We start from the raw sequence: 20,180 nt of genomic DNA on the forward strand, positions 1-20,180 counted from the left end.
CCGCTTTCAGGCGCTGCCGTCAGGCGTGGCGACGCGCGGCGTACACGGCGGCCTGCGTACGGCTGCTCAGGCCCAGCTTGTCGAGGATCGACGAGACGTAGTTCTTCACGGTCTTCTCGGAGAGGTGCAGCCGGCCGGCGATCTGGCGGTTGGTCAGGCCCTCGGCGATCAGGACCAGGATCTCCCGCTCCCTGGTGCTCAGCACCGCCGAGGCCCGGCCCACGTCGGTTCCCTCCCGGAGCCGGGCGAGGACCCTGGCGGTCACGGCCGGGTCGAGCAGGGAGCCGCCGGCCGCGATGGTCCGGATCGCGCCCACGAGGTCGGTGCCGCGGATCTGCTTGAGCAGGTAGCCCGCCGCCCCTGCCATGATCGCGGCGAAGAGCGCGTCATCGTCGTCGTAGGACGTGAGGATCAGACAGCCGACCTCCGGGCAGGCCGCGTGGATGTCCCGGCAGACGTCGATGCCGCTGCCGTCCTCCAGCCGGGCGTCGAGCAGCGCGACGTCCGGCCGCAGGCGGGGGACGAGGGCGGCCGCCTCGGCCCCGGTCGACGCCTCGCCCACGACCTCGATGCCGCTGGCGTCACTGAGCACCTCGCGGACCCCACGGCGGACGATCTCGTGGTCGTCAAGGAGGAAGACCCGTACCGTGTGCGTCCCCGCGGCGTCCATTCGGGCAACAATAGCCGCGGTGCGGCGCTTTCCGGTCACCGAGCGACGGCGGACCGCAACGAGACACGCGTCCGTCCCGGGGCCGGGGGAGCCGGCGTCCGGGCGGGCATAAGGATGCTCGGAGCAGACAGACGGGAGAGGTCATGGTCGACACCGCGGTACGCCTGACGGAGGACGACGCCCGCGCGATCGTGGCGCAGGCCACGCTCGCGCCGTCGATCCACAACACCCAGCCCTGGCGGTGGCGCTTCGACGCCGACGGTCTGCACCTGTTCGCTGATCCCGAGCGGTTGCTGCACGTCGTCGACCCGGAGGGACGCCAGCTCCTGGTCAGCTGCGGGGCCGCCCTGACCTTCGCCCGGCTCGCCGCGCGCTCGCGCGGCCTGCTCCCCGTCGTGGCCCTCGGCCCGCTCGACGACGGCGCCCCGCCGTCCGCGGACGTCCCGCTGGCCACGATCGCCGTAGCGGACCGCCGCCCGCCCGCGCCGGCCGAGGCGGAGCTGGCGGCTGCGATGTCCAACCGGCACACCGACCGCCGTCCGTTCCTGACAGGGGAGCGGGGGCGGCTCGGGGCCGACGACCTCGCCGCGCTGCGCCGCGCCGCCGAGGCGGAGTCGGCCTGGGTGCGGTTCGTGGAGAGCGCGGACGCCCGGGTCGAGACGTCGGTCCTGCTCTCCCGCGCGGACTGGCAGGAGGCCCACGATCCCGCCTACACCGAGGAGCTGCGGCACTGGAGCCGTACCTCGCCGCAGGCACGCGACGGCATCCCCCGCGAGGCCGTCGTCGGTGGCGCGGCGACGCGCCAGTCCGAGTTCGTCCTGCGGGACTTCGACGTGGTCGGCGGCCTCGAACCGGCCGGCGCGGCCGGTTCGTCCGAGCCGGCGGTGGAGCAGCCGGCGGTGGAGCGGCCGACGGTCGTCGCCATAGGCACCGACTCGGATCGGCCCACCGACCGGCTGCTCGCCGGCGGCGCGACGGGCCGGGTGCTGCTTACGGCGACGGCGCGCGGGCTCGCCGCCTCACCGCTGGGGCAGGTGCTGGACGTCTCCGCCATCCGCGAGCTGATGCGCTCGGCGACCGGGGGCATCGGTCACGTGCAGATGCTGCTGCGGCTGGGTCGCCCCGACCCCGACCAGCCGCCGCTGGCGGCCACCCCCCGGCGGCCGGTCGAGGAGATCCTCGACATCGCCTGATCCGTGCGGACCGGCAAGGATGGGCGCCATGGACGTGACAGTCGTCGACAACCCCCCAGCCGGCCGGTTCGAGGCCAGAACTCCGACCGGGGAGGTCGCGGGGTTCGCCGAGTACACGCGGTCGAGCTCGCGAATCATCTTCACCCACACCGAGGTCGATCCGGCCTACAAGGGCACCGGCGTGGGCTCCGCGTTGGCTGCCGGGGCGCTCGATTCGGCGCGCGCCCAGGGCTTGGCCGTCATCCCCCGGTGCCCGTTCATCAAGGCCTACATAGATCGGCATCCCGCGTACGCGGACCTGGTACGACGGTCCTCCACCTCCTCACCTGCCCACGAGCCGGCACCGGGAGCCGGGCCGACAACGGGGCCCTGACCAGCGCTGAGGGGCTGACCAGCGCTGAGGGGCTGACCAGCACCGGGCGTCGTCGGACCAGCGCCGGGGCCCCGGCGGACACCGGGGCCCCGGCTGCCTCATCGAGGAGGGGACGTCCACCGCGCGTCGGGGATACAGCGCGCGGAAGGTCGCGTCAGGCCGAGGTGACCCCGACCGGGGCGTGGGTCAGCCCGGGGAAGACCGTCCCGAGCTGCTCCTGGGACATCCCGAGCCAGCGGATCACGTCGCCCAGGACGTTGCGGTAGTCGTTCAGGACGGGCACCGCGCCGTCGTCCAGCTGGTCGGGCGCGAGGCCCGTCCACTTGCCGTGCACCCCGCCGACCGCGCCGCCGCCGATCACGAACATGACGCCGCCGCCGCCGTGGTCGGTCCCGCCGTTTCCATTGGTGTCCGCGCGCCGGCCGAACTCCTGGATGGTGACCAGGGTGACGTCGGTGGCCTGCGGGCCGAGATCGGCGAAGAACGCCGCGATCGAGTCGCCCTGCCGCTTCTGCAGCGTCGCCAGGCTGCCGGTCACCCCGCCCTGGCCGACATGGGTGTCGTAGCCCCCGGTCTCCATCGCCGCGACCCGGAGCCCGGTCCCGGATTTGATCAGGCGGGCGACGTCCCGTAGCGCTCGGCCCAGGCCCTCGTCGGGGTAGGTCACGCCGTCGGCCGGGGTGTAGGGCTTGGCCGCGATCTGCTTGCCCTCGGCTAGCGCGGCCAGGGTCGTCGCGACGCCGCGGGCGTAGGGGCGGCCGGCGTCGGGGCCGGCGAAGAGCGCGCCGAGCGCGGTGGCCGTCGCGGTCTCCTCGACACCCTGGCCCCAGCCGTTCGCCTTGAAGTTGTCGATGCCGTTGAGAGTCAGGGCCTCGGCGGAGCCGAGGTAGGAGGTCGGCAGCGAGCCGCCCTCCTGGATCCCGCGGAACGCCGAACCCGGGCTCAGGACGCTCAGCAGGCGGGCGAGATAACCGCTGTTCTGGCCGGCACCGCCGATCTCGAGGTTGAACGTGTCCTGAAAGTGGCTGCGTGAGTTGTCGAGCAGCCCCGCGGCGGGAACCGCCGCCACCTTCCCGGCATCCAGCAGCGGCTTCAGCGACGCGTACGCGGGATGCAGGCCGAACGTCCGATCCATAGGGATGAGCTGGCCGGTCGGGATGGCGATGTCGGCCCGCAGGCCCGCGTAGTTCGGGTCCGCGCCCGGCACCAGTGCGTTCAGGCCGTCCATCCCGCCGCGCAGCGAGATCACGACCAGGGTTCGGCCGGGGGTGTCGGCGAAGGCCACGCGGATCGGCAGCACGGAGGCGACGCCGGCCGTGATGCCGACGGCGCCGGCCGCCGCGAGAACTCCGCGCCGGCTGAGCGTGCACTGGTCGGCCGCAGGCAGATTCTTTACCATCGGTCGGCCGCCTATCCGTAGACGTGGTAGGGGGAGTCGAGAATGAGCGAGCCGAGCTGGCCGACGAGATACTCGTTGTCCGCCGGCTTCCGCGACCCGCGGTCACCGAGGAATGTCGCCAGTGCCGCGCCGTGCTCGGGCGCGAGCGGCTGGAACACGAGCCGCCGGGCCAGCACGTCCACCACCCCGGCCATGGTGGCCGGTGGCGCGTCCCCGAGCAGGCTGTTCACCGCCGGGGTTCCCAGACCCTTCGGATACCACCCGTTGAGAAGGTTCCGGTGCATGTTCCACCGGCCGATCGTGGCTGACGCCGAAACCCATCGCTCCGCCCGCAGCGGATATCCGTCCGGAGCCGGCCACGCCAGCGGCGCCATTCCCATGTCGTTGGCCATCCAGTACAGCGCGACGACGGGTTCGGTGCCCGAGGCCGGCGGGCCGATCCCGAGAACGCGCAGCGTGGCGACGATGTCCTCCAGCGGCCGGCGGGTGCGCAGGCCCACTGCCTGGCCGAACTCGGCGGAGGTGAACAACGCCTTCAGCACCGGTGCGATCGCGGTGTCGTTCGCCAGGTAGGTCTGCGCCAGCATGTCGCAGAGGGACTGCGGCGGATCGTCCGCGACGAAATAGGTCGCCAGCTTGCGGGTGAGGTACGCGGCGGTCGCCGGGTGATGCGCCAGATGGTCCAGGTAGGCCTTCATCACGGCCTCCCCACCCTCGGCGGAGCCGTTCGGCGAGGAGAAGTCCAGCACCTGGACCGGGCCGACGTAGTGGTCTTTCGGCTTGAACACGTACTTCTTCGATTCGGCGTCGATGGAGATCCCGGTCAGGATGCGGGCGCTGTTCAGGACCCCGTCCTGGCCGTAACCGGCACCCACGCCGACGGTGTGCAGCTCGAGCAGTTCCCGTCCGAGATTCTCGTTGAGTGCCCGCACGGTGGACCGGTCGGCGTTCAGCCGACGGATCATCGCCGGGCTCGTCGTCTCCGCGAGCAGCAGATCCGCGAACCGGCCCAGTGCGTTCGGTCGGATGACCTCCCGGTCGTCCGGGAACGAGTCCCGCCACAGGTTGTCGTTCGGGTAGCCCTTGTTGAACACGTGTGACTGCCAGAAGTCGACCATCCGCTCCAGCAGTTGGCGGTTCGACCAGGTCATTCGCGCGATCGAGGCCACCGCGAGCCCGATCACGTCCTTGTAGTCGATGTCGCCCTCGATGGCGTGGAGCTCGCGGCCGGTCTTGGCCAGGAACGGGAAACGACCGAGGACCGCGTCGACCGTCCCGTCGCCGATCGAGGCCGGATCGAGCTGTCGGTCCAGCCACGCTCCGACACCCGCAGCCTTCACCTCTGCCACCAGCTCCGGTGTCGGCCCGAACGTGGCCCGGTTCAGCAGGTGCACCACCGGGTCGCGCCCGCGCAGGAAGGCCGGCGTCGCGGCACCGGCACCACCCCCGGCGGACGGGGGAGGCGAGGCCGTCGGGGACGGACCGGGTGTGCCCGGTGCACCCGGTGTGCCCGGTGTCGTAGGCATGGTGGTCGGTGTGCCGGTGGCCGTCGGCGCCGTGGTGGGCCCGCCGGTCATCGGAGGTCGCGTGGTCGGTGCGACGGCCGTCGCCGTGGCTGTCGGTATCGCTCCGCCGCCACCGCCGGGGCCGCCGAACGAGCAGCCCGCGGCGGTCAGCCCGAAGGCCGCCAGCGAGCCGAACAGTCCGCGTCGGCTCGCTGTGCCGGCCATCGTCCGAGATCCGTCGTGCGGGGCTGCATCGCGCGGAGTGCGCGGGGCTGCATCGCGCGGAGTGCGCGGGGCTGCATCGCGCGGAGTGCGCGGGGCTGCATCGCGCGGAGTGCGCGGGGCTGCATCGTGCGGAGTGCGCGGGGCTGCATCGCGCGGAGTGCGCGGGTCCACGTCGTGAGGGGCGGCGTCCTGCGGGTTGCGTTGGTCCGTGTCGTGCGGGGTGCGTGGGGTGTTCGGGTCGCGTGGGCCGTTCGGTTTGTGCGGCCGGACGCGGTACCGGAGTCCCGTGAGTCCCGCGACGCCGCCCCGCGGCGGTGAGCCGACCGGCGTCCGGTCGGCTTCGTGCCTGCCTGCCATGCAGACCATCCCTGTTGGAGTCGAGCCCTGAGACCCCCCCAAGGGCCCGTTCGGTTACTCGACGGCGTCACAGTAATGCGGTGCCCGGACCCCGCCTGGGGAGGTCCGTCTCGTTTTTCAGGGTTTGACGTGGTGTAGCGCAACGATCCGGCGATGGGAGTCCGTCGGGAGCCGGTGACCGTGGGTGGTCTCCTCAAATGATCGCCAGGATGGTGGAGATACGCTGCGCTACAGGCGATGTCGGGTGCTGGTCGGGAGCGCCCCGGGTGGGGGCCACGCATTCGTCTCGCTGGTGGAACCCTTGGAATGCCATGGGAAGACCTACGGACGACCTTGTTGTGGCTGGGCTGATGGCCAGGAGTGCACGTTCGGTGCCCGGAACGACACGTGGCGAAGTGTTCTGTGGGTCACTCTGGCGCTCGGTCGGCGACGCCCATGGAGCGCCCGTAGTGCTGGTTGTGGACCGTCGCGGCGGCCGGCCTGCTTACGGCCGGCCGTACTCCCGGCTGTGCTGCCGGACGTCGTCGAGTGCGGGGAACTGATCCGGCCTGGTCGCGGCGGCGGGCACGAGCGCGAGATCGGATCGGCGGCTTCGCTCCTGAAACGACCGGCGCCTCAGCCCGCCGGCGAGGGGAGCGCCTGCCAGCCCGGCCACCGCGAGGCCGACTGCCAGCGTGTTCATCCCGGTGAGCAACGCCTGCTCCGCACCGGAGCGCGGCGCCGCCATGCGCATACCTGGCCGTGGCCCTGCTCCACCGCCCGTGCTTCCGCCGGTGGCACTGTCATCGGTGGCACTGTCACCGGCAGTGCTGTCATCGGTGATGCTGCCTCCGGTGCCGCCGTCGCCGGCACGGCCGGAGCCGGGACCATCGCCGCCCGCCGGCCCGTTCGCCACGCCACCGCTCGTCGCGGAGCCGGCCGAGGTGCCGTCGGGGGGAGCGTCGCCGGTCGGTGCTCCGCCGGCCGCGGTGCCCTGTTGGACGGGGGTGTCGCCTCCCGGGCTTGCACCGTCCGTTCCGGTCCCGCTTCCCGTGCCGGCGCCGATGCTGCCTGCCGTGTCCGTCCCGCTTCCTGCGCCCGTGTCGGTTCCCGCCGGTGAACCGGAACCGGAGCTCGTTGTCCCGCCGCTGGACCCCGTCCCAGCGGCGGGCGCGGGCCGCTGCCGGGTTACCGGCGGACCAGGCGGAGCCTGCGTAGGTGCGGGTGCCGAGTTGCCGCGAGCCGCGGCCTGGCGGGAGAACTCGGCGATCGCCTCCGTCGCCCCCTGGAATCGGCGGATGCTCTCGGACTCCTCGTCGGGCCCCAGATCAACGTCGACGTCGATCTGCCCGAGCACGTCCTCGGACTCGAACGCGATGAGGGCGGCCCGAGTCGGTGCGGTGACCTCCCGGCTCGGGGTGCCGGCCTGCGCTGCGGCGGTCGGCATGAGGAGAGCCACGGTGAGTACCGAGGGCAGCGCCGAGATCAGCAGCGTGCCCGGCAGCAGGCGACCGCGTGCTGCCGACGGTGTCGCACGGCTCCCGCCGGAAGCCGCTCGCGTCCGGTGGGAATCGGCTCCCGGACGCTGGGGATTCGAGTCCGGCCACCACGCCGACCGCCGTGTCGACGTCCCCCGCACCGTACGCATATTCAGTCCTTTCGGTTCCGCCAGTCCGATTCTGGCGGTTTACCGTGGGTCGACGGCGGTTTGTCGGGCGTCTCATTCGCGACAACGTGGCACTTTGTCGTTGTTTGCGGCCCTACGTCCGGTCCGGGTCGGGTCGCCGGCCGACCGCAGCGCGCTGCGGGCACCCCGATGAGCGCCATGAGAGTGCTATGAGCCATACGAGACCTACGAGCCCCACGAGACCGTCGGGCACGTGCGACGAGCCGCCGGTGTCCGGGGCGGCGCCAGGTGCGGTGCCCCGGGCGAGTACCGGCAGAAGACGTCCAGGTCCTGGCGCCTACCGGCTCGGTGGGCACGTGGCGGCGGTCCCCTGTGGGGTGACCCGTCACGGCAGTCTCCGCCGCGGCGCTCCGGCGGGCAACGCCCCACGCCGGACGGGCGACGGCAGGGTTCGAGGGGCCGCCGCCGAACGCCCGTACGCCGCAGAACATGAAATGGCAGCTAAAAATTATCTCGGTATCCGCGGACGCGGGACCGTTTTCGCGGATGGTGCGGTACGGCCGTTTGCGGGAATCATCCCCTGCGAACGTCGAAACTTCCAGAATCCTCGCCTGTTGGAATTTTCGGCCGGCGCTCGTCAGATCGCCGGCTCCACCTCGCGCCTATTCGTGCGCCGGCACGCGGCAGTGCCACGTGAAGTACATGTAGCCCGGGCTGATCCCGAGCCGGTGCTCGGCCGCTCGGTCGGCGATGACCTTCAGGTCCGCGGCGATCACCCCGTCGAGCATTCCGGGGACGTCGAACTCCCGGGACCAGTCGGGCCACAGGTTCTCCCCGGTCAGCGCGGCCTCGAGCATCGACGCGGTGCACAGCAGGTCCGCCTCGAACCCGGATTTGCGTAGCCGCTCGGTCAGATCGAACCCGAAGCGCCAGAAGACCGGGGTCCAGTCCATGTGGAACTCGGGTTCCGTCGGCGGCGCGGTCACCCCCTGGCCGACCGGGACCTGCAGGATGAGGTGCCCGCCCGGGGCGATCACCCGGCGAAGCTCCGCCAGCGCACTGTCCGTGTCCGGAACGTGCTCGAGCACGTGCGAGCACAGCATGACGTCCAGCGACGCGTCCGGCAGGTCAATCGCCTGCAGATCGAGCCGGATGCTGCCGCGGTGCGCGCGCATGTCCAGATCGGACGTCCGGTAGAAGAACCAGCTGGACATCGCCGAACGGTAGTCCTCGCCGAGACGCGGACTGCACTCGATGACCCGAAGCGCGGGGTTGAGATCCACCGACTGGGCCAGGCACCAGTGCATGAACCGGTCACGCCCGTTGGCACCACAGGACGGGCACAGCGACATCTCGACATGGCCGGCAAGATCGAACTCCTCGCCGTGCCACCGGCAGATGTTACAGATCACCGGGCCCTCGTCGCCGAGCGGAACCCATGGTGGGATCTCCGGGTCCGGCGCCGGGCGGCGCTCGCCGCCGAGGTCGTCCGAGCCGTCGAGACCGTCGGTTCCGGCTTCCGGTGCGGCCGTGTCTGTCAGCACCCCGCCGAGGTCCCGTGTCTCCGACGGACGCAGCGCGGCTCGTCCGGCCCGGCCGGCCACCCGGTAGGCCGCGCCGGCCGCGCGTCGCATAGCCGCCCGCGGGTCCTCTGCGAGCAGGCCGTTCACGCGCCTGGCCACGAAGTCCGCCGGTCCCCGGCCGCTGCCGGCCCGGTACATGCCGGCCACCCCATGTTCCATGTCCGTGTGCCCCCTGTCGGCGTTGCCGCTGCGTCTCCGTCCAGGCAGGCGACGGCCCCCTCACCCTCGAGGGGATGCCATGTCCCGCGCCGCCCGCCCCGGAATCCGCGTGCGCCCGGTCGAGACCCGGCGGCCTGATCGGCGCCCGTCCACCCGCCGGCGCCTCCCTCGGCCTCCACCTGCTGTTTTCCCTGGTCACTGCCAGTGGGGAACGTGGGGGAGGGGCGGGGGTCACGCGGACATGTGTTCCAGGCTGGCGGCAAGACACCCACATCATCGCTCTTTGGGTCGAGACCCCTCGAAACTGGTCGGCGTCCTGGCCCGAATGTGTCATCCGCGTAGTCGGGACGATCGCCGTCCGCGGGACGTCCGGCGGGATGCCCGCGGGCTGTCTACGGGGTGTCCGGTGGCCATTCGCCGAGCCTTCGCCGGTTGTCTGCTGGCCGTTCGCTGGTCTGTTCGCCAGCTGTGGTCCAACCCCGTCGGTCGCTCCTGCTTCGCGGCACCGCCGCGGTGTTCGCCCGTGGTCCGCTCGGACCGACACCCTGGCGTACCCACACTTGCTGTGGCAAAGTGATCGCCGCTGTTCCTTTTGTCAGATTTTGCGGCAGTCCGTCGGGTGGCGGTGATCTGTCAGGTGGCAGCGATCCGTCGGATAGCGGCAGTCCATCGGCCAGCCGCGACTGCCGGCCGGCCGGATCTCCGGCACGGCGCGGCCGGCGGAACAGCAGTTCATGGAAGGGCATTCAGGGGGCGAGGCAAGGAGAGATCCATGCGCAGGGTCGGCGTGACCGATTACGACGCCGGGGAACGGCGACGCACCGCGAACAGCGCGGCAACCGCGTTCGTGTTCGGGGCGCGGACGCATCGGGCGGGTTCGAAGGCGATCATGCGTCGCACGCCGAGCATGCTAAGGCTGCTGTCGATGGCGTTGCTCGCGATGGTGGCGCTCGCGGGCTGCGTTACCCCCATCGGGGGTGGAGGCGGCCCCGCTCCGACGACCAGTGCGGCCCCCAGCCCCGCCGGCCCGACGGGCTCGCCGTCCGCCGGCCCCACCCAGGCTCCGGACCCGAGCTCGGTTCCGAACCCCGGCGTCACCCCGGTGCCGACCCTCACCTCGGCGCCGGTGACCGCTGCCCCGGTGACCACTGCCCCGGTGACCACTGCGCCGGGGGCCACGCCGAGCGCCGCGCCAGTGCCCACGACACCCGGGTCGACTGATCCGCCTATCGGGACGGTTGCGAAGGGCGCGAGCACCTGGTACTTCGACAAGATCGCTCCGTCGATGACGGAGGCGGGAGTCTCGTGGTTCTACACCTGGGGAGCCGCGCCGGAGCGGATCGCGGCGCCGGCGGGAGTCGAGTTTGTCCCGATGATCTGGGGGCCGGGCTCGGTCACTCCGCAGACCCTCGCGACGGTGAAGGCCAACGGCCGCACCCTGCTCGGCTTCAACGAGCCTGACCTCCGCGGCCAGGCGGACATGCCGGTTCAGACCGCTCTCGATCTGTGGCCGCAGCTGGAAGCCACCGGAATGCGTCTGGGTAGCCCGGCGCCCGCCGCCGGCGCCGCGGACCCGAACAGCTGGTTCGGCCAGTTCATGGCCGGCGCGGCCCAGCGGGGCTACAAGGTCGACTTCATCGCGCTGCACTGGTACGGCAGCGACTTCGACCCCACCCGGGCGACCGGTCAGCTCCGTGCCTACATCCAGGACGTGTACGACCGATACCACCTGCCGATCTGGCTGACCGAGTACAGCCTGATGAACTTCTCAACCTCACCCGCGACGGTCCCGAGCGCTGAGGGTCAGGCGGCGTTCGTGACTGCCTCCACCGCGATGCTCGAGAGCCTTCCGTTCGTTGAGCGCTACGCCTGGTTCGCGTTTCCCGCCAATCCCGACAGTCGGACCGGCCTGTATGACGAGTCAGGCCAGCCGACCCCGGCTGGTGTCGCCTACCAGGCGGCCGGCCGCTGATCTCCGGCCGGCCGGTGGCACATGGCGTCAGGCGGACAGGCTGGCGTGCATCTCCCACACCATGACCTCGGCCGGCTCGACGGCGGTGATCCGCTGACCGCCCACCGCGGTGAACCTGACGGCGTCGCCCTCGTGCAGCTGCCCCGCGCCTTCGAGCGTCACCTCGCCCCGTGCGACGAACAGGTGCAGGTAAGGCGCGTCGGGCAGCTCGACGCTCTGTCCCACACCGAGCCTGGCGACGTGCAGAGCCGCGTACCGGTTCCTGATACGGATGGCGGCAGCGCCGTCGTGCCGTTCCATCCCGGACGCGACCGTGACGAGGCCACCCCGGAGCAACTCGTTGTCGATCTCGAGCTGCTCGTAGCCGGGGGCGATCCCGTTCTCGTCCGGCGCAACCCACATCTGAACGAAGTGAACGGGTTCGTCGTGCGGCTCGCCGCCGTCGGGCAGCCGCCACGAGTCGTTCTTCTCGGAGTGCAGGATGCCTCGGCCGGCGCTCATCCGCTGGGCCAGCCCGGGGTAGATCACGCCCGAGTTGCCGGTCGAGTCCTGGTGGACGAGCGAACCCCGCAGTACCCAGGTGACGATCTCCATGTCGCGGTGCGGGTGGGTCTCGAAGCCCGCGCCTGCGCGCACGGTGTCGTCGTTGTTGACCAGTAGCAGCCCGTGATGGGTGTTGGACGGGTCGTAGTGGTGGCCGAATGAGAAGGAGTGCTTGGAGTCGAGCCAGTTGATCTTTGTCTTGGGGCGGTCGTCCGCGCGGCGGATGTCGACCTTCGACCGCTGTGCCATGTCGGCCATGATGGTCCCTTCCCATCTTCATGACGCATCATTAAGGTGTATGACGTGTCAATCAGATCCCGGGGTGACGCATTCCCGACCCCGCCACCCGAGGTCCCGCTGCCTGCCGCATCCGCGGTCGCGGGCACCGCGGTGTCCTGGCTGACTCAGCGGGAGCAGCGCGTATGGCGGCGCTACCTGCTCATGGCCAGCCAGCTCACCGTGTGGATGAACCGCCAACTCGCCGCGGAGGCGGGGATCTCACTCGCCGACTACGACGTTCTCGTCCGCCTCACCGACACCCCCGAAGGGCGCCTGCGGGTGACCAAGCTGGCCAGGGAGCTCTCGTGGGAGCAGAGCAGGCTCTCCCATCACGTCGCCCGGATGCAGCGGCGTGGCCTCGTGGCGCGCGAGGAGTGCGCCGACGACGGCCGCGGCGCCCTCGTCGTGCTCACGGAGCGCGGCCGCGCCATGATCGAACAGGCCGCTCCCGCTCATGTCGCTTTCGTCCGTGAGCATGTGTTCGACATGCTCACGGAAGCCCAGGTCGACGCCCTCGACGCGATCGCCACGTCAGTACTGACCCGGCTCGCCGCGGACGACCACCCGTCGTCCGCCTGATCTGCCAGCCACTGCGGTGGCGCATGCGGTGATGTCATCGACACAGAAGGCCCAGATTGTCCAGCGCTGTCCGGCCGCCCACGGCGTCGGGGATGGTGTGGGCGAGCTCGCAGTGGATCGCGCGTCGGGCGCACCCGGGCATGCGGCAGGTGCGGTCGCGGGCGCGCACGTGACGTACCTGCACCGGGGTGGGGTGCCGGCGGTCGGAGACGTCGAGGAGGACGCCGCGCTGGTCGGTCAGGAGCCGCCGCCAGGTCGACCCTGGCCGAGCGGCCATCTCGCGGGCGACAGCTCCGGGGATGGTGCCGACGCCTGGGATCTCACCGGGCTCCGACGACATGCCGAGCAGTGTGGTCACGGGCACGACCACCTGGACGTCGCAGGAGAACGGCCGGCCGTGCTCAGCTCGTCCGGTGAGCAGGTCGACGACGACGTCGGCCCGGATCTGGTCCGTCGTCCGTTCGTCGTGGGTATCCCGGGCGGCGACGATCTCGCGGGTCACCTGGTCGACTCGCCTGTAGCAGGCGTCTGCCTCCTCCGCCGGGAGCAACGCGGACAGCGTGCTGCCGCCCTCCTCTCCGGGACGAACCCAGACCCGTCGCGCGGCTCTTCGTGAACGGGCCCGCTCCGCCGAGCCGTCGGGGTCGATCCGCTGGACCGTGCGTCGGCACGCATCGGCGAAGGCTCCCTGAGTGGGACGTGGCCCGCCTTCCAGCACGCGGCTCTCCACGGCGGCTGCCAGTTCGTCGTTCAACGGGCGAACGGCGCGTTCCAGGGATCTCAACCGAGATAGATCAATTGCCCCGTTTTTCAGTGCCGCCAACGCGCGGGGGAGCCGATCCGTGATCGTGCGCGCGTAGGTCATGTCTCGCGCCACCGAGGTGGCGGAGGCGCCGACCTCGATCGCCACGTCCTCCGGAGCGAGCTCGTCAAAAGTCCCGGTCGTCGCCTCGCGCGGTGGATTCATATGAGTGATCGCCGCGGTTCGGAATCCATACCCGCTGCCGTCGACGCCCGGGTCATGGAGCTGTCGAACTGATCCATCAGGTTCACCGCCCACCGTCAGCGAAATTCTTCGAACGTGCGTTCGATCCTAGGGTAGGGTCGGCTCTGCTGACAAGGGTTCGGGCGAGTCGTCCCGAGGGCAAATTCTTTTGCTTCTTCAGTGGCTAACGATCATTCTCGTTGGTGGCTGCACGGGAAACGTTCTCCGTCGCGGTGTGTGGTGCGGCCTGTCCGACCGCCTCGGGCCGGAGCCCGACGCCGACCGCACGGGCGAGCACGCGCTGGGCGGCCGGTATCCGGGCGAGGAGCCGGACCGGCATGGGCGCCGTGACCGGCTTGTCGCCGGCCTCCAGCACCGGGCGCAGCAATCCTCGTTGGGCGACCCGCTGCGCAAGCTGGGTGAGGATGGTAGGTGGCGTGCGGCGACGCTGTACCGCGGCCAGACGCCCGGGCGGTGGTGCGGTTCCGGTGCCCCGGCCGGCGAGCAGGGGCGCACGGAGGATACGTGCCGCGGCGACCGCGTCCTGGATCGCCAGATTGATCCCGACCCCGCCGATCGGCGACATCGCGTGAGCGGCGTCCCCTATGAGCAGTGCGCCGGGAGCGTGCCAGCGCCGCACCCGGTCGACCTGCACCCTCAGCAGGTGGACGTCCTCCCAGCTTCTGATCTCATCGACCCGGTCGGCGAGGTCCGGAGCGAGCGTCGCGACGTTGTCGCGGAGGCAGTCGAGTCCCGCCGCGTGCACGGCGTCGTATCCACCCTTGCGGATCAGATAGGCGGTCTGCCAGTAGCTGCCCCGATCGATGCGGATGAGCATCCGTCCCGGGCCGACCAGGCCGCCGAGGCCATCCCCGTCACTCGCCCGGCGGGGGAGCCGGAACCACAACACATCCATCGGAGCGCCGAAACGTCGCAGTGGCAGGCCAAGCGACGCGCGGACGACAGATCCACGGCCGTCGGCACCGACCGTGAGACGCGCCCGCACCACCCGGCGGCCCTGGGCGGTCCGAGCCTCGGCGCCCACCACCCGATCGCCATCCCGGACAAGGCCGGTCACCTCGTGCTCACGCAGCAGCGTGAAGGTCGGAATGCCGGCGCCGGCCTGCGCGAGCATCTCCAGCAGGTCCCACTGCGGGACGAAGTAAATGTAGGGATGACTCACCCGCAGCCGGGAGAAGTCGGCGACCTGGTAGGTCCCGTCCACGAAGCTGAATCTCAGCCCGGTGACCTGGCGTCCGGGCAGGTCGCGCACGCGTTCGCCAAGGCCGATCGAATCCAGCAGATCGAGCGTGGACGGGTGCACGGTGTCCCCGCGGAAGTCGCGCAGGAAGTCGGCGTGCTTCTCCAACACGCAGGTCTCGAGGCCGTCGCGGGCGAGCAACAGGCCGAGCATCATCCCGGCCGGGCCTGCGCCCACCACACACACGTCGAACGCGGGGCCTGCGGCGTCAGGCATCATGCAGATGCAGTACCCACTGCCTCGGGAGCCGAGCGCGGTCCAGGGGGATCAGGTCTGCAGGGAGATCTGCGGTGGGATGCCGCCGTCCGGACCTTCCCCCGAGCCGTCTCCGTTCGGGCTGCGCGTGAAGCTCGCCATCGACGCGGCGGCGAGCTCCTCTACCACCGTGCCGTCGACGGTCTCCCGTTCCAGCAGGCGCGCGGTCAGGGCGTCGAGTGCGTTCCGATGCATGCGCAGCAGGTCGACGGCTCGCGCCTGAGCCTCCCGCAGCAGCCGTGCCACCTCGGCGTCGATCACTCGTTGCGTCTGCTCCGAGTAGGGGCGGGCCATGAGGTCGTCCCCGCCGAGGAAGTTGGGCCCGTCGGACGAGTAGCCCACCGGTCCGATCTCCTCCGACAGCCCGAACTCACGCACCATCCGGGTGGCGAGTTGGGTCGCGCCGGCCAGGTCGTTCGAGGCACCGGTGGAGCCGTGGCCGAACACCACCAGCTCGGCCGCCCGACCGCCGAGCCGCACGGCCAGGCTGTCCAGCAGATAAGCCTCGGAGTAGAGGTGCCGCTCGGCCTCGGGGAGCTGCTGGGTGACGCCGAGCGCCATGCCCGAGGGGAGGATGGTCACCTTCGCGACCGGGTCGGCGTCGTCGCAGAGTGCCGCCACCAGGGCATGGCCCGACTCGTGCACGGCGACGGACCGCTTCTCGTCCGGGAGCAGGGCGTTCGAGGCATCGCGCCGTCCGAGGAGAATGCGGTCACGCGCGGCGTCGAGATCGGCGGCGCTGACCACCGAACGTCCGTCGCGGACGGCGTTGATCGCCGCCTCGTTGACGAGGCTGGCCAGGTCCGCGCCGGAGAATCCGGGCGTGCCCCGGGCGATCCGGGTGAGGTCGGCGTCATCGGTGAGTGCCTTGCCGCGGGTGTGCACGGCGAGGATCTCGGCCCGTTCGGACTGGGTCGGCAGCGGCACTGTGACCTGGCGGTCGAACCGACCCGGGCGCAGCAGCGCGTGGTCAAGGGTCTCGGGGCGGTTCGTGGCGGCGAGGACGACCACGCCCGACGTGGACTCGAACCCGTCCATCTCGGCGAGGAGCTGGTTCAGCGTCTGCTCGCGCTCGTCGTTGGACCCGCCGAACGCGCTGGAGCCGCGCCGGCCGCCGATGGCGTCGATCTCGTCGATGAAGATGATGGACGGCGCCCGCTTGCGAGCCTCGGTGAAGAGGTCCCGCACCCGGGATGCGCCGACACCGACGAACATCTCGACGAAGCCCGAGCCGGTGATCGAAAGGAACGGCACCTCGGCCTCGCCGGCGACGGCGCGCGCGAGCAGGGTCTTGCCGGTGCCGGGCGGGCCGACCATCAGCACGCCGCGCGGGCCGTGTGCGCCGACTTCAAGATACTGGTCGGGATTGCGCAGGAAGGCGACGACCTCGCTGATCTCCTGTTTCGCGCCCTCGTAGCCCGCGACGTCGCTGAAACGAGTGTCAGGCCGGTCCGCCTCGGTGATCTTCGCCCGGGAGCGGCCGAACATTCCGAGCGCGCCGCCGCCGGAGAGCTGGCGCCGGGCCATGCGGCCGGACCACACGAAGAAACCGATCAGGAGCAGCAGCGGCAGGAAGCTCAGCACCACCGACCAGAACGACGTGCCCGTCCTGGTGGCCGTGATCTGCACCTTCTTGGCGGCGAGCTGACGTTCGAGCGCGGTTGTGTCGAGTGCGGTGGGGATCTGGGTGGTGAAGTCAGTGCCGTCGGTCAGCGTGCCGTCGACACCACCGCGGTCATCGATGGTGACCGAGCGCACCACGCCGCTGTCGACCCGACCCACGAAATCGGAGTAGGTCAGCGAATCCGGCTGGGTGGCGAACAGGCTCGGAGCGATCAGCAGCATCACCGTGACGAGCAGCCCGACCGGGATGAGGAACCTGCGCCAGCCCGGCATCGGCGGCGGCGCGGGTTTCGGGGGAGTGTCCTTCGGCGGCCCGGATTTCGCCGGCGCGGAGGCATGAATATGGCCGATGCTCACACGGGAGATCACGATCTTCTCCTGGCGTCCACAGATCGGTCCGGATACCGGCTGCTGGCAGCCGGTGAATTGACGCCCATTCGCCCTTTCTATCAGCGATTTCTGCTGCGATGTATCGGGTCGGGCGGACGTCCCGTCGCGGGGACGCGCCGTGCCGACTCAGGCCGGGACGGTGCCGCACGCCGCCATCGAGGCGCCCCGGTATCCGTTCAGGAAGGCCTCACGTCGCTGCTCCGCCGAGCCGTGGGTCCACGACTCCGGGTCGACGCGGCCGCCGGCCGAGGCCTGGATCCGGTCGTCGCCCACGGCCTCGGCCGCCCGGAGCGCCTCGTCGAGCTCAGCTTCGTTGATCGTGACGTTGCCGGCGGAGTTCGCCAGCGTGCTCCACACCCCGGCGTAGCAGTCGGCCTGCAGTTCGAGCTGCACCGACAGCGCGTTGCGGCGGGACGGGTCGGCGTTCTGCGCCTCGCGCAGCCGCTGCTCGGTTCCGGTGATCGTCTGGATGTGGTGCCCGACCTCGTGAGCGACGATGTAGGCCTGCGCGTACCGGCCCTGCGCCCCGAAGTCCCGCTGGAGCTGATCGAGGAACCCGAGATCGATGAAGACCCGTCGGTCGGGTGGGCAGTAGAAGGGCCCAACCTGCGCGGACGCCGTTCCGCATCCGGTCGAGACGGCGTCGGAGAAGTAGACCAGCCGCGGGTCGGAGTACTGCTGGCCGGCCCGGGCGAACTGGGCCGTCCAGACCTCGTTCACCTCGTTGAAGACCTTGAGGACGAAGCAGTCGTCGTACTGGTCCAGGGCGCCGGCGGTGTTGCAACGGGTGGCGATGTCGCTGCCCGCCGTGCCCTGTTCGGTGCCCGGCTGCGCATCCCCCGACCCGTCGATGCCCGTTCCGTTCGCGCCCGTCCCGTCGCCGCCGCCGAGCACGGCCACCACCAGGTAGATGAGCAGGCCGACCAGGCCGGCACCACCGCCGCCGATGACGGCACCGCGGCCCAGGCCGCCGCCGCGTCTGTCCTCGAGCTGGGACGTGTCGACCGACGAATCGTCGAACCGCATGGCCTGCCTCTCGACGCGCCTCGTGGATACCGTCCGGGAGCAGACGTCATACGGGATATGTCCATGATGTGACAAGGGCGAACATCGGGCGGGCCTGGGGGTTCAGCGCTCGAGGCGGGCCCGTACCTCTGGTCGGCGCAGCGGCGGCACTGTCCCGGGCGGCTGGCGGCGCGCGGGCAGCTCCCCGAGCAGGCGGTGGACGCTCGCGGACACCTCGGCCACCGCCGCCTCGAAGGCCCCGGCCGCGGCGGGCGGTGGCTGGCGCAGGCCGCTCACCTTCCTGACAAACTGCTGGGCAGCCGCCTCGATCTCCTCGTCGGTCGCGGGAGGCTCGAGTCCGCGCAGCTCAGTGATGTTGCGACACATGACTCCACGGTAGGCCGGCTCCCGTGCCGTCCCGGCGGCGTGCCGGTGGCTCGCGGGTCTGTCAGAGGTCCACGGTCCCCGAGATACAGGTGACAGTGTCGCCACCGACCCACACCGACCCGTCCGGATCACGGGACAGACGGACCCTGCCCTCCCGCCCGAGCATCGTCCCCTGGCTGACGACGTACGCCCCGTCCGCCTTGCCGATGTCGAACAGCCAGGTCGCGAGGGAGGCGTTGAGGCTGCCGGTCACCGGGTCCTCGACAGTGGTGATCTGGGGCGTGAAGGCGCGGACTTCGAAGGCGCCCGGCCCGCCGGGCGGGTGTGGCCCGACAACCCCCACGGCCAGGTCGACGGCGCCCGGGCGGATCGCGAGCACGGCCGCGGCGGAGTCGAGCAGCACGCCGACCCAGCCCGGGCCGTTGTCCACCCACTGCGCGGCGAGGATGTCCGCCGGGTCGAGGCGGAGCATCTCGGCGAGGTGCCGCACGAGTTCGGCGTCGGCGGGCTCGTAACGCAGCAGCGGCGGTCCCGAGAAGGCCAGTCCCGAGGCGTCGTCGCGACGGACGGTGATCAGCCCCGCCTCACATTCCTGCACGATCCGGTCGGGATCGCGCGGCGTGTGGCCGGATGTCAGCCAGGCGTGGCATGTCCCCAGGGTGGGATGACCCGCGAACGGAAGCTCGGCCGTCGGCGTGAAGATGCGCACCCGGTAGTCGGCCCCGGGTGCCGTCGGGGCCTGGACGAACGTTGTCTCGGAAAGGTTCGTCCAGGCGGCGAAGCGGCGCATCGCCGCACTGGGCAGTCCCTCGGCGTCGAGGACGACCGCGACGGGATTGCCCAGGCAACTGCCGGACGTGAAGACGTCCACCTGCTGGAACGCTCGCCGCATGACCGGTTACGAGCTCAGTCGCAGGGGGTCGAACCGCTCGCGGTATCGGCTGGCGCGGTAGACACCGAGGATGCGGTAGTCGGCGAAGAAGCCGAGTTCGGCGAAGGCGCGTTCCACCGCGGGATCCTCCGGGCTGCCCTCGATGTCGGCGAGGAACTGCGTCGCCACGAACTCGCCGCTGATCATGCAGCTTTCGAGCTTCGTCATGTTGATGCCGTTGGTGGCGAAACCGCCGAGAGCCTTGTACAGCGCGGCCGGCATGTTGCGCACCTTGAACACGAAGGTGGTCACGATCGGTCCGACGCCGGCCGCGGCCCGCAGGCGCTCGTTCGACAGGATGAGGAAGCGGGTCGTGTTGTGATCCTCGTCCTCGAGGTCGGGCCGGAGCACCTGCAGGCCGTATTCCTCGGCTGCCAGCCGCGAGGCGACGGCAGCCTTCGTCACGTCACCCCACTCGGCGACCTCGCGGGCGCTGCCCGCGGTGTCCGCGGCGGGCACGGCGGTGAGCCCGAGCCCGCGGATCGCGTTGCGGCACTGGGCCAGGGCCTGCGGATGGCTGTGCACGGTCTTCAGATCGTCCATGGTCGCCCGCGGCAGCCCGAGGAGCTGATGGCGTATGGGCAGGAAGAACTCACCGATGATGTGCACGGACGAGTTCGGCAGCAGATGGTGGATGTCGGCGACCCGGCCCGCGGTCGAGTTCTCCACCGGGATCATCGCCAGACCGACCGTGCCGTCCTCCAGCGCGGTGAAGCACTCCTCAAAGGTCTGGAACGGTACCGCCTCGAAGTCGGGGTAGACGTCGCGGCAGGCGATGTGGGAGTTGGCTCCCGGCTCGCCCTGATATGCGATCTTCTGACTCCCGGTCATCGCGGGTTCCTGCCTCCGGTCTGTGGTTCTGCTGCAAAGCCGTCGCACGGGCGGTCCCGCCGGGCCCGC

General features: G+C 70.9%; 18 protein-coding genes. 4 read left to right on the forward strand and 14 right to left on the reverse strand.

Going from position 1 to position 20,180, the window contains the following annotated elements:
- Window positions 1–19: 19 nt before the first annotated feature.
- Window positions 20–670 carry a response regulator transcription factor gene (locus tag FRANEAN1_RS09690; protein WP_020459575.1) on the reverse strand — a complete coding sequence of 217 codons (651 nt, stop codon included), beginning with the start codon at window positions 668–670 and terminating at the stop codon, window positions 20–22.
- Window positions 671–813: 143 nt separating this feature from the next.
- Here FRANEAN1_RS09690 and FRANEAN1_RS09695 point away from each other — a divergent pair, with 143 nt between their 5' ends.
- Window positions 814–1,863, forward strand: coding sequence for a nitroreductase (locus tag FRANEAN1_RS09695; RefSeq protein ID WP_020459576.1), 1,050 nt, complete (start codon window positions 814–816; stop codon window positions 1,861–1,863).
- 28 nt (window positions 1,864–1,891) lie between these two features.
- Window positions 1,892–2,236 carry a GNAT family N-acetyltransferase gene (locus FRANEAN1_RS09700; protein WP_020459577.1) on the forward strand — a complete coding sequence of 115 codons (345 nt, stop codon included), beginning with the start codon at window positions 1,892–1,894 and terminating at the stop codon, window positions 2,234–2,236.
- Between the two features lie 154 nt (window positions 2,237–2,390).
- On the opposite strand, the gene FRANEAN1_RS09705 is transcribed toward FRANEAN1_RS09700, so the two are convergent.
- From FRANEAN1_RS09705 to FRANEAN1_RS42070, 5 genes are all read right to left on the reverse strand, one after another.
- The gene (locus tag FRANEAN1_RS09705; RefSeq protein ID WP_020459578.1) at window positions 2,391–3,635 is read right to left on the reverse strand and encodes a DUF1501 domain-containing protein; all 1,245 of its coding nucleotides are present in this window, start codon (window positions 3,633–3,635) and stop codon (window positions 2,391–2,393) included.
- A gap of 11 nt (window positions 3,636–3,646) precedes the next feature.
- Window positions 3,647–5,365, reverse strand: coding sequence for a DUF1800 domain-containing protein (locus FRANEAN1_RS09710; protein WP_347177054.1), 1,719 nt, complete (start codon window positions 5,363–5,365; stop codon window positions 3,647–3,649).
- Window positions 5,366–6,206: 841 nt separating this feature from the next.
- Entirely contained in the window at window positions 6,207–7,349 is a 1,143-nt protein-coding gene (locus FRANEAN1_RS36890) for a hypothetical protein (protein WP_020459580.1), read from the reverse strand.
- A 641-nt stretch (window positions 7,350–7,990) separates the two neighbouring features.
- Complete coding sequence (locus tag FRANEAN1_RS09725; RefSeq protein ID WP_020459581.1) at window positions 7,991–9,070, reverse strand: class I SAM-dependent methyltransferase; 1,080 nt, start codon at window positions 9,068–9,070, stop codon at window positions 7,991–7,993.
- A gap of 795 nt (window positions 9,071–9,865) precedes the next feature.
- Window positions 9,866–10,342, reverse strand: coding sequence for a hypothetical protein (locus tag FRANEAN1_RS42070; protein ID WP_198145721.1), 477 nt, complete (start codon window positions 10,340–10,342; stop codon window positions 9,866–9,868).
- A 13-nt stretch (window positions 10,343–10,355) separates the two neighbouring features.
- Here FRANEAN1_RS42070 and FRANEAN1_RS40795 point away from each other — a divergent pair, with 13 nt between their 5' ends.
- Window positions 10,356–11,042: a glycoside hydrolase family protein gene (locus tag FRANEAN1_RS40795; RefSeq protein WP_347177055.1), complete on the forward strand. Its 687-nt coding sequence runs from the start codon at window positions 10,356–10,358 to the stop codon at window positions 11,040–11,042.
- A gap of 27 nt (window positions 11,043–11,069) precedes the next feature.
- Here the strand turns inward: FRANEAN1_RS40795 and FRANEAN1_RS09740 are convergent, their stop codons facing one another.
- Window positions 11,070–11,843, reverse strand: a complete 774-nt coding sequence (locus FRANEAN1_RS09740) for a pirin-like bicupin family protein (RefSeq protein WP_020459584.1) — start codon at window positions 11,841–11,843, stop codon at window positions 11,070–11,072.
- Between the two features lie 183 nt (window positions 11,844–12,026).
- Here FRANEAN1_RS09740 and FRANEAN1_RS09745 point away from each other — a divergent pair, with 183 nt between their 5' ends.
- A complete protein-coding gene (locus FRANEAN1_RS09745) occupies window positions 12,027–12,443 on the forward strand; it encodes a MarR family transcriptional regulator (RefSeq protein ID WP_049795924.1) in 417 nt (138 codons plus the stop codon).
- A gap of 34 nt (window positions 12,444–12,477) precedes the next feature.
- On the opposite strand, the gene FRANEAN1_RS09750 is transcribed toward FRANEAN1_RS09745, so the two are convergent.
- From FRANEAN1_RS09750 to FRANEAN1_RS09780, 7 genes are all read right to left on the reverse strand, one after another.
- Window positions 12,478–13,410 carry an HNH endonuclease signature motif containing protein gene (locus FRANEAN1_RS09750; protein ID WP_020459586.1) on the reverse strand — a complete coding sequence of 311 codons (933 nt, stop codon included), beginning with the start codon at window positions 13,408–13,410 and terminating at the stop codon, window positions 12,478–12,480.
- 202 nt (window positions 13,411–13,612) lie between these two features.
- Window positions 13,613–14,908, reverse strand: a complete 1,296-nt coding sequence (locus FRANEAN1_RS09755) for an FAD-dependent oxidoreductase (protein WP_020459587.1) — start codon at window positions 14,906–14,908, stop codon at window positions 13,613–13,615.
- Window positions 14,909–14,956: 48 nt separating this feature from the next.
- On the reverse strand, window positions 14,957–16,936 hold the full coding sequence (gene ftsH / locus FRANEAN1_RS09760) for an ATP-dependent zinc metalloprotease FtsH (protein ID WP_020459588.1): 1,980 nt from the start codon (window positions 16,934–16,936) through the stop codon (window positions 14,957–14,959).
- A 147-nt stretch (window positions 16,937–17,083) separates the two neighbouring features.
- A complete protein-coding gene (locus FRANEAN1_RS09765) occupies window positions 17,084–17,983 on the reverse strand; it encodes a neutral zinc metallopeptidase (protein WP_020459589.1) in 900 nt (299 codons plus the stop codon).
- Window positions 17,984–18,085: 102 nt separating this feature from the next.
- The gene (locus FRANEAN1_RS09770; RefSeq protein ID WP_020459590.1) at window positions 18,086–18,349 is read right to left on the reverse strand and encodes a DUF2277 domain-containing protein; all 264 of its coding nucleotides are present in this window, start codon (window positions 18,347–18,349) and stop codon (window positions 18,086–18,088) included.
- A 61-nt stretch (window positions 18,350–18,410) separates the two neighbouring features.
- Window positions 18,411–19,241: a PhzF family phenazine biosynthesis protein gene (locus FRANEAN1_RS09775; protein ID WP_020459591.1), complete on the reverse strand. Its 831-nt coding sequence runs from the start codon at window positions 19,239–19,241 to the stop codon at window positions 18,411–18,413.
- Between the two features lie 6 nt (window positions 19,242–19,247).
- On the reverse strand, window positions 19,248–20,111 hold the full coding sequence (locus FRANEAN1_RS09780) for a prephenate dehydratase (protein ID WP_020459592.1): 864 nt from the start codon (window positions 20,109–20,111) through the stop codon (window positions 19,248–19,250).
- Window positions 20,112–20,180: the final 69 nt, after the last annotated feature.

The sequence above is a fragment of the Parafrankia sp. EAN1pec genome (assembly GCF_000018005.1).
Lineage (GTDB): Bacteria > Actinomycetota > Actinomycetes > Frankiales > Frankiaceae > Parafrankia > Parafrankia soli.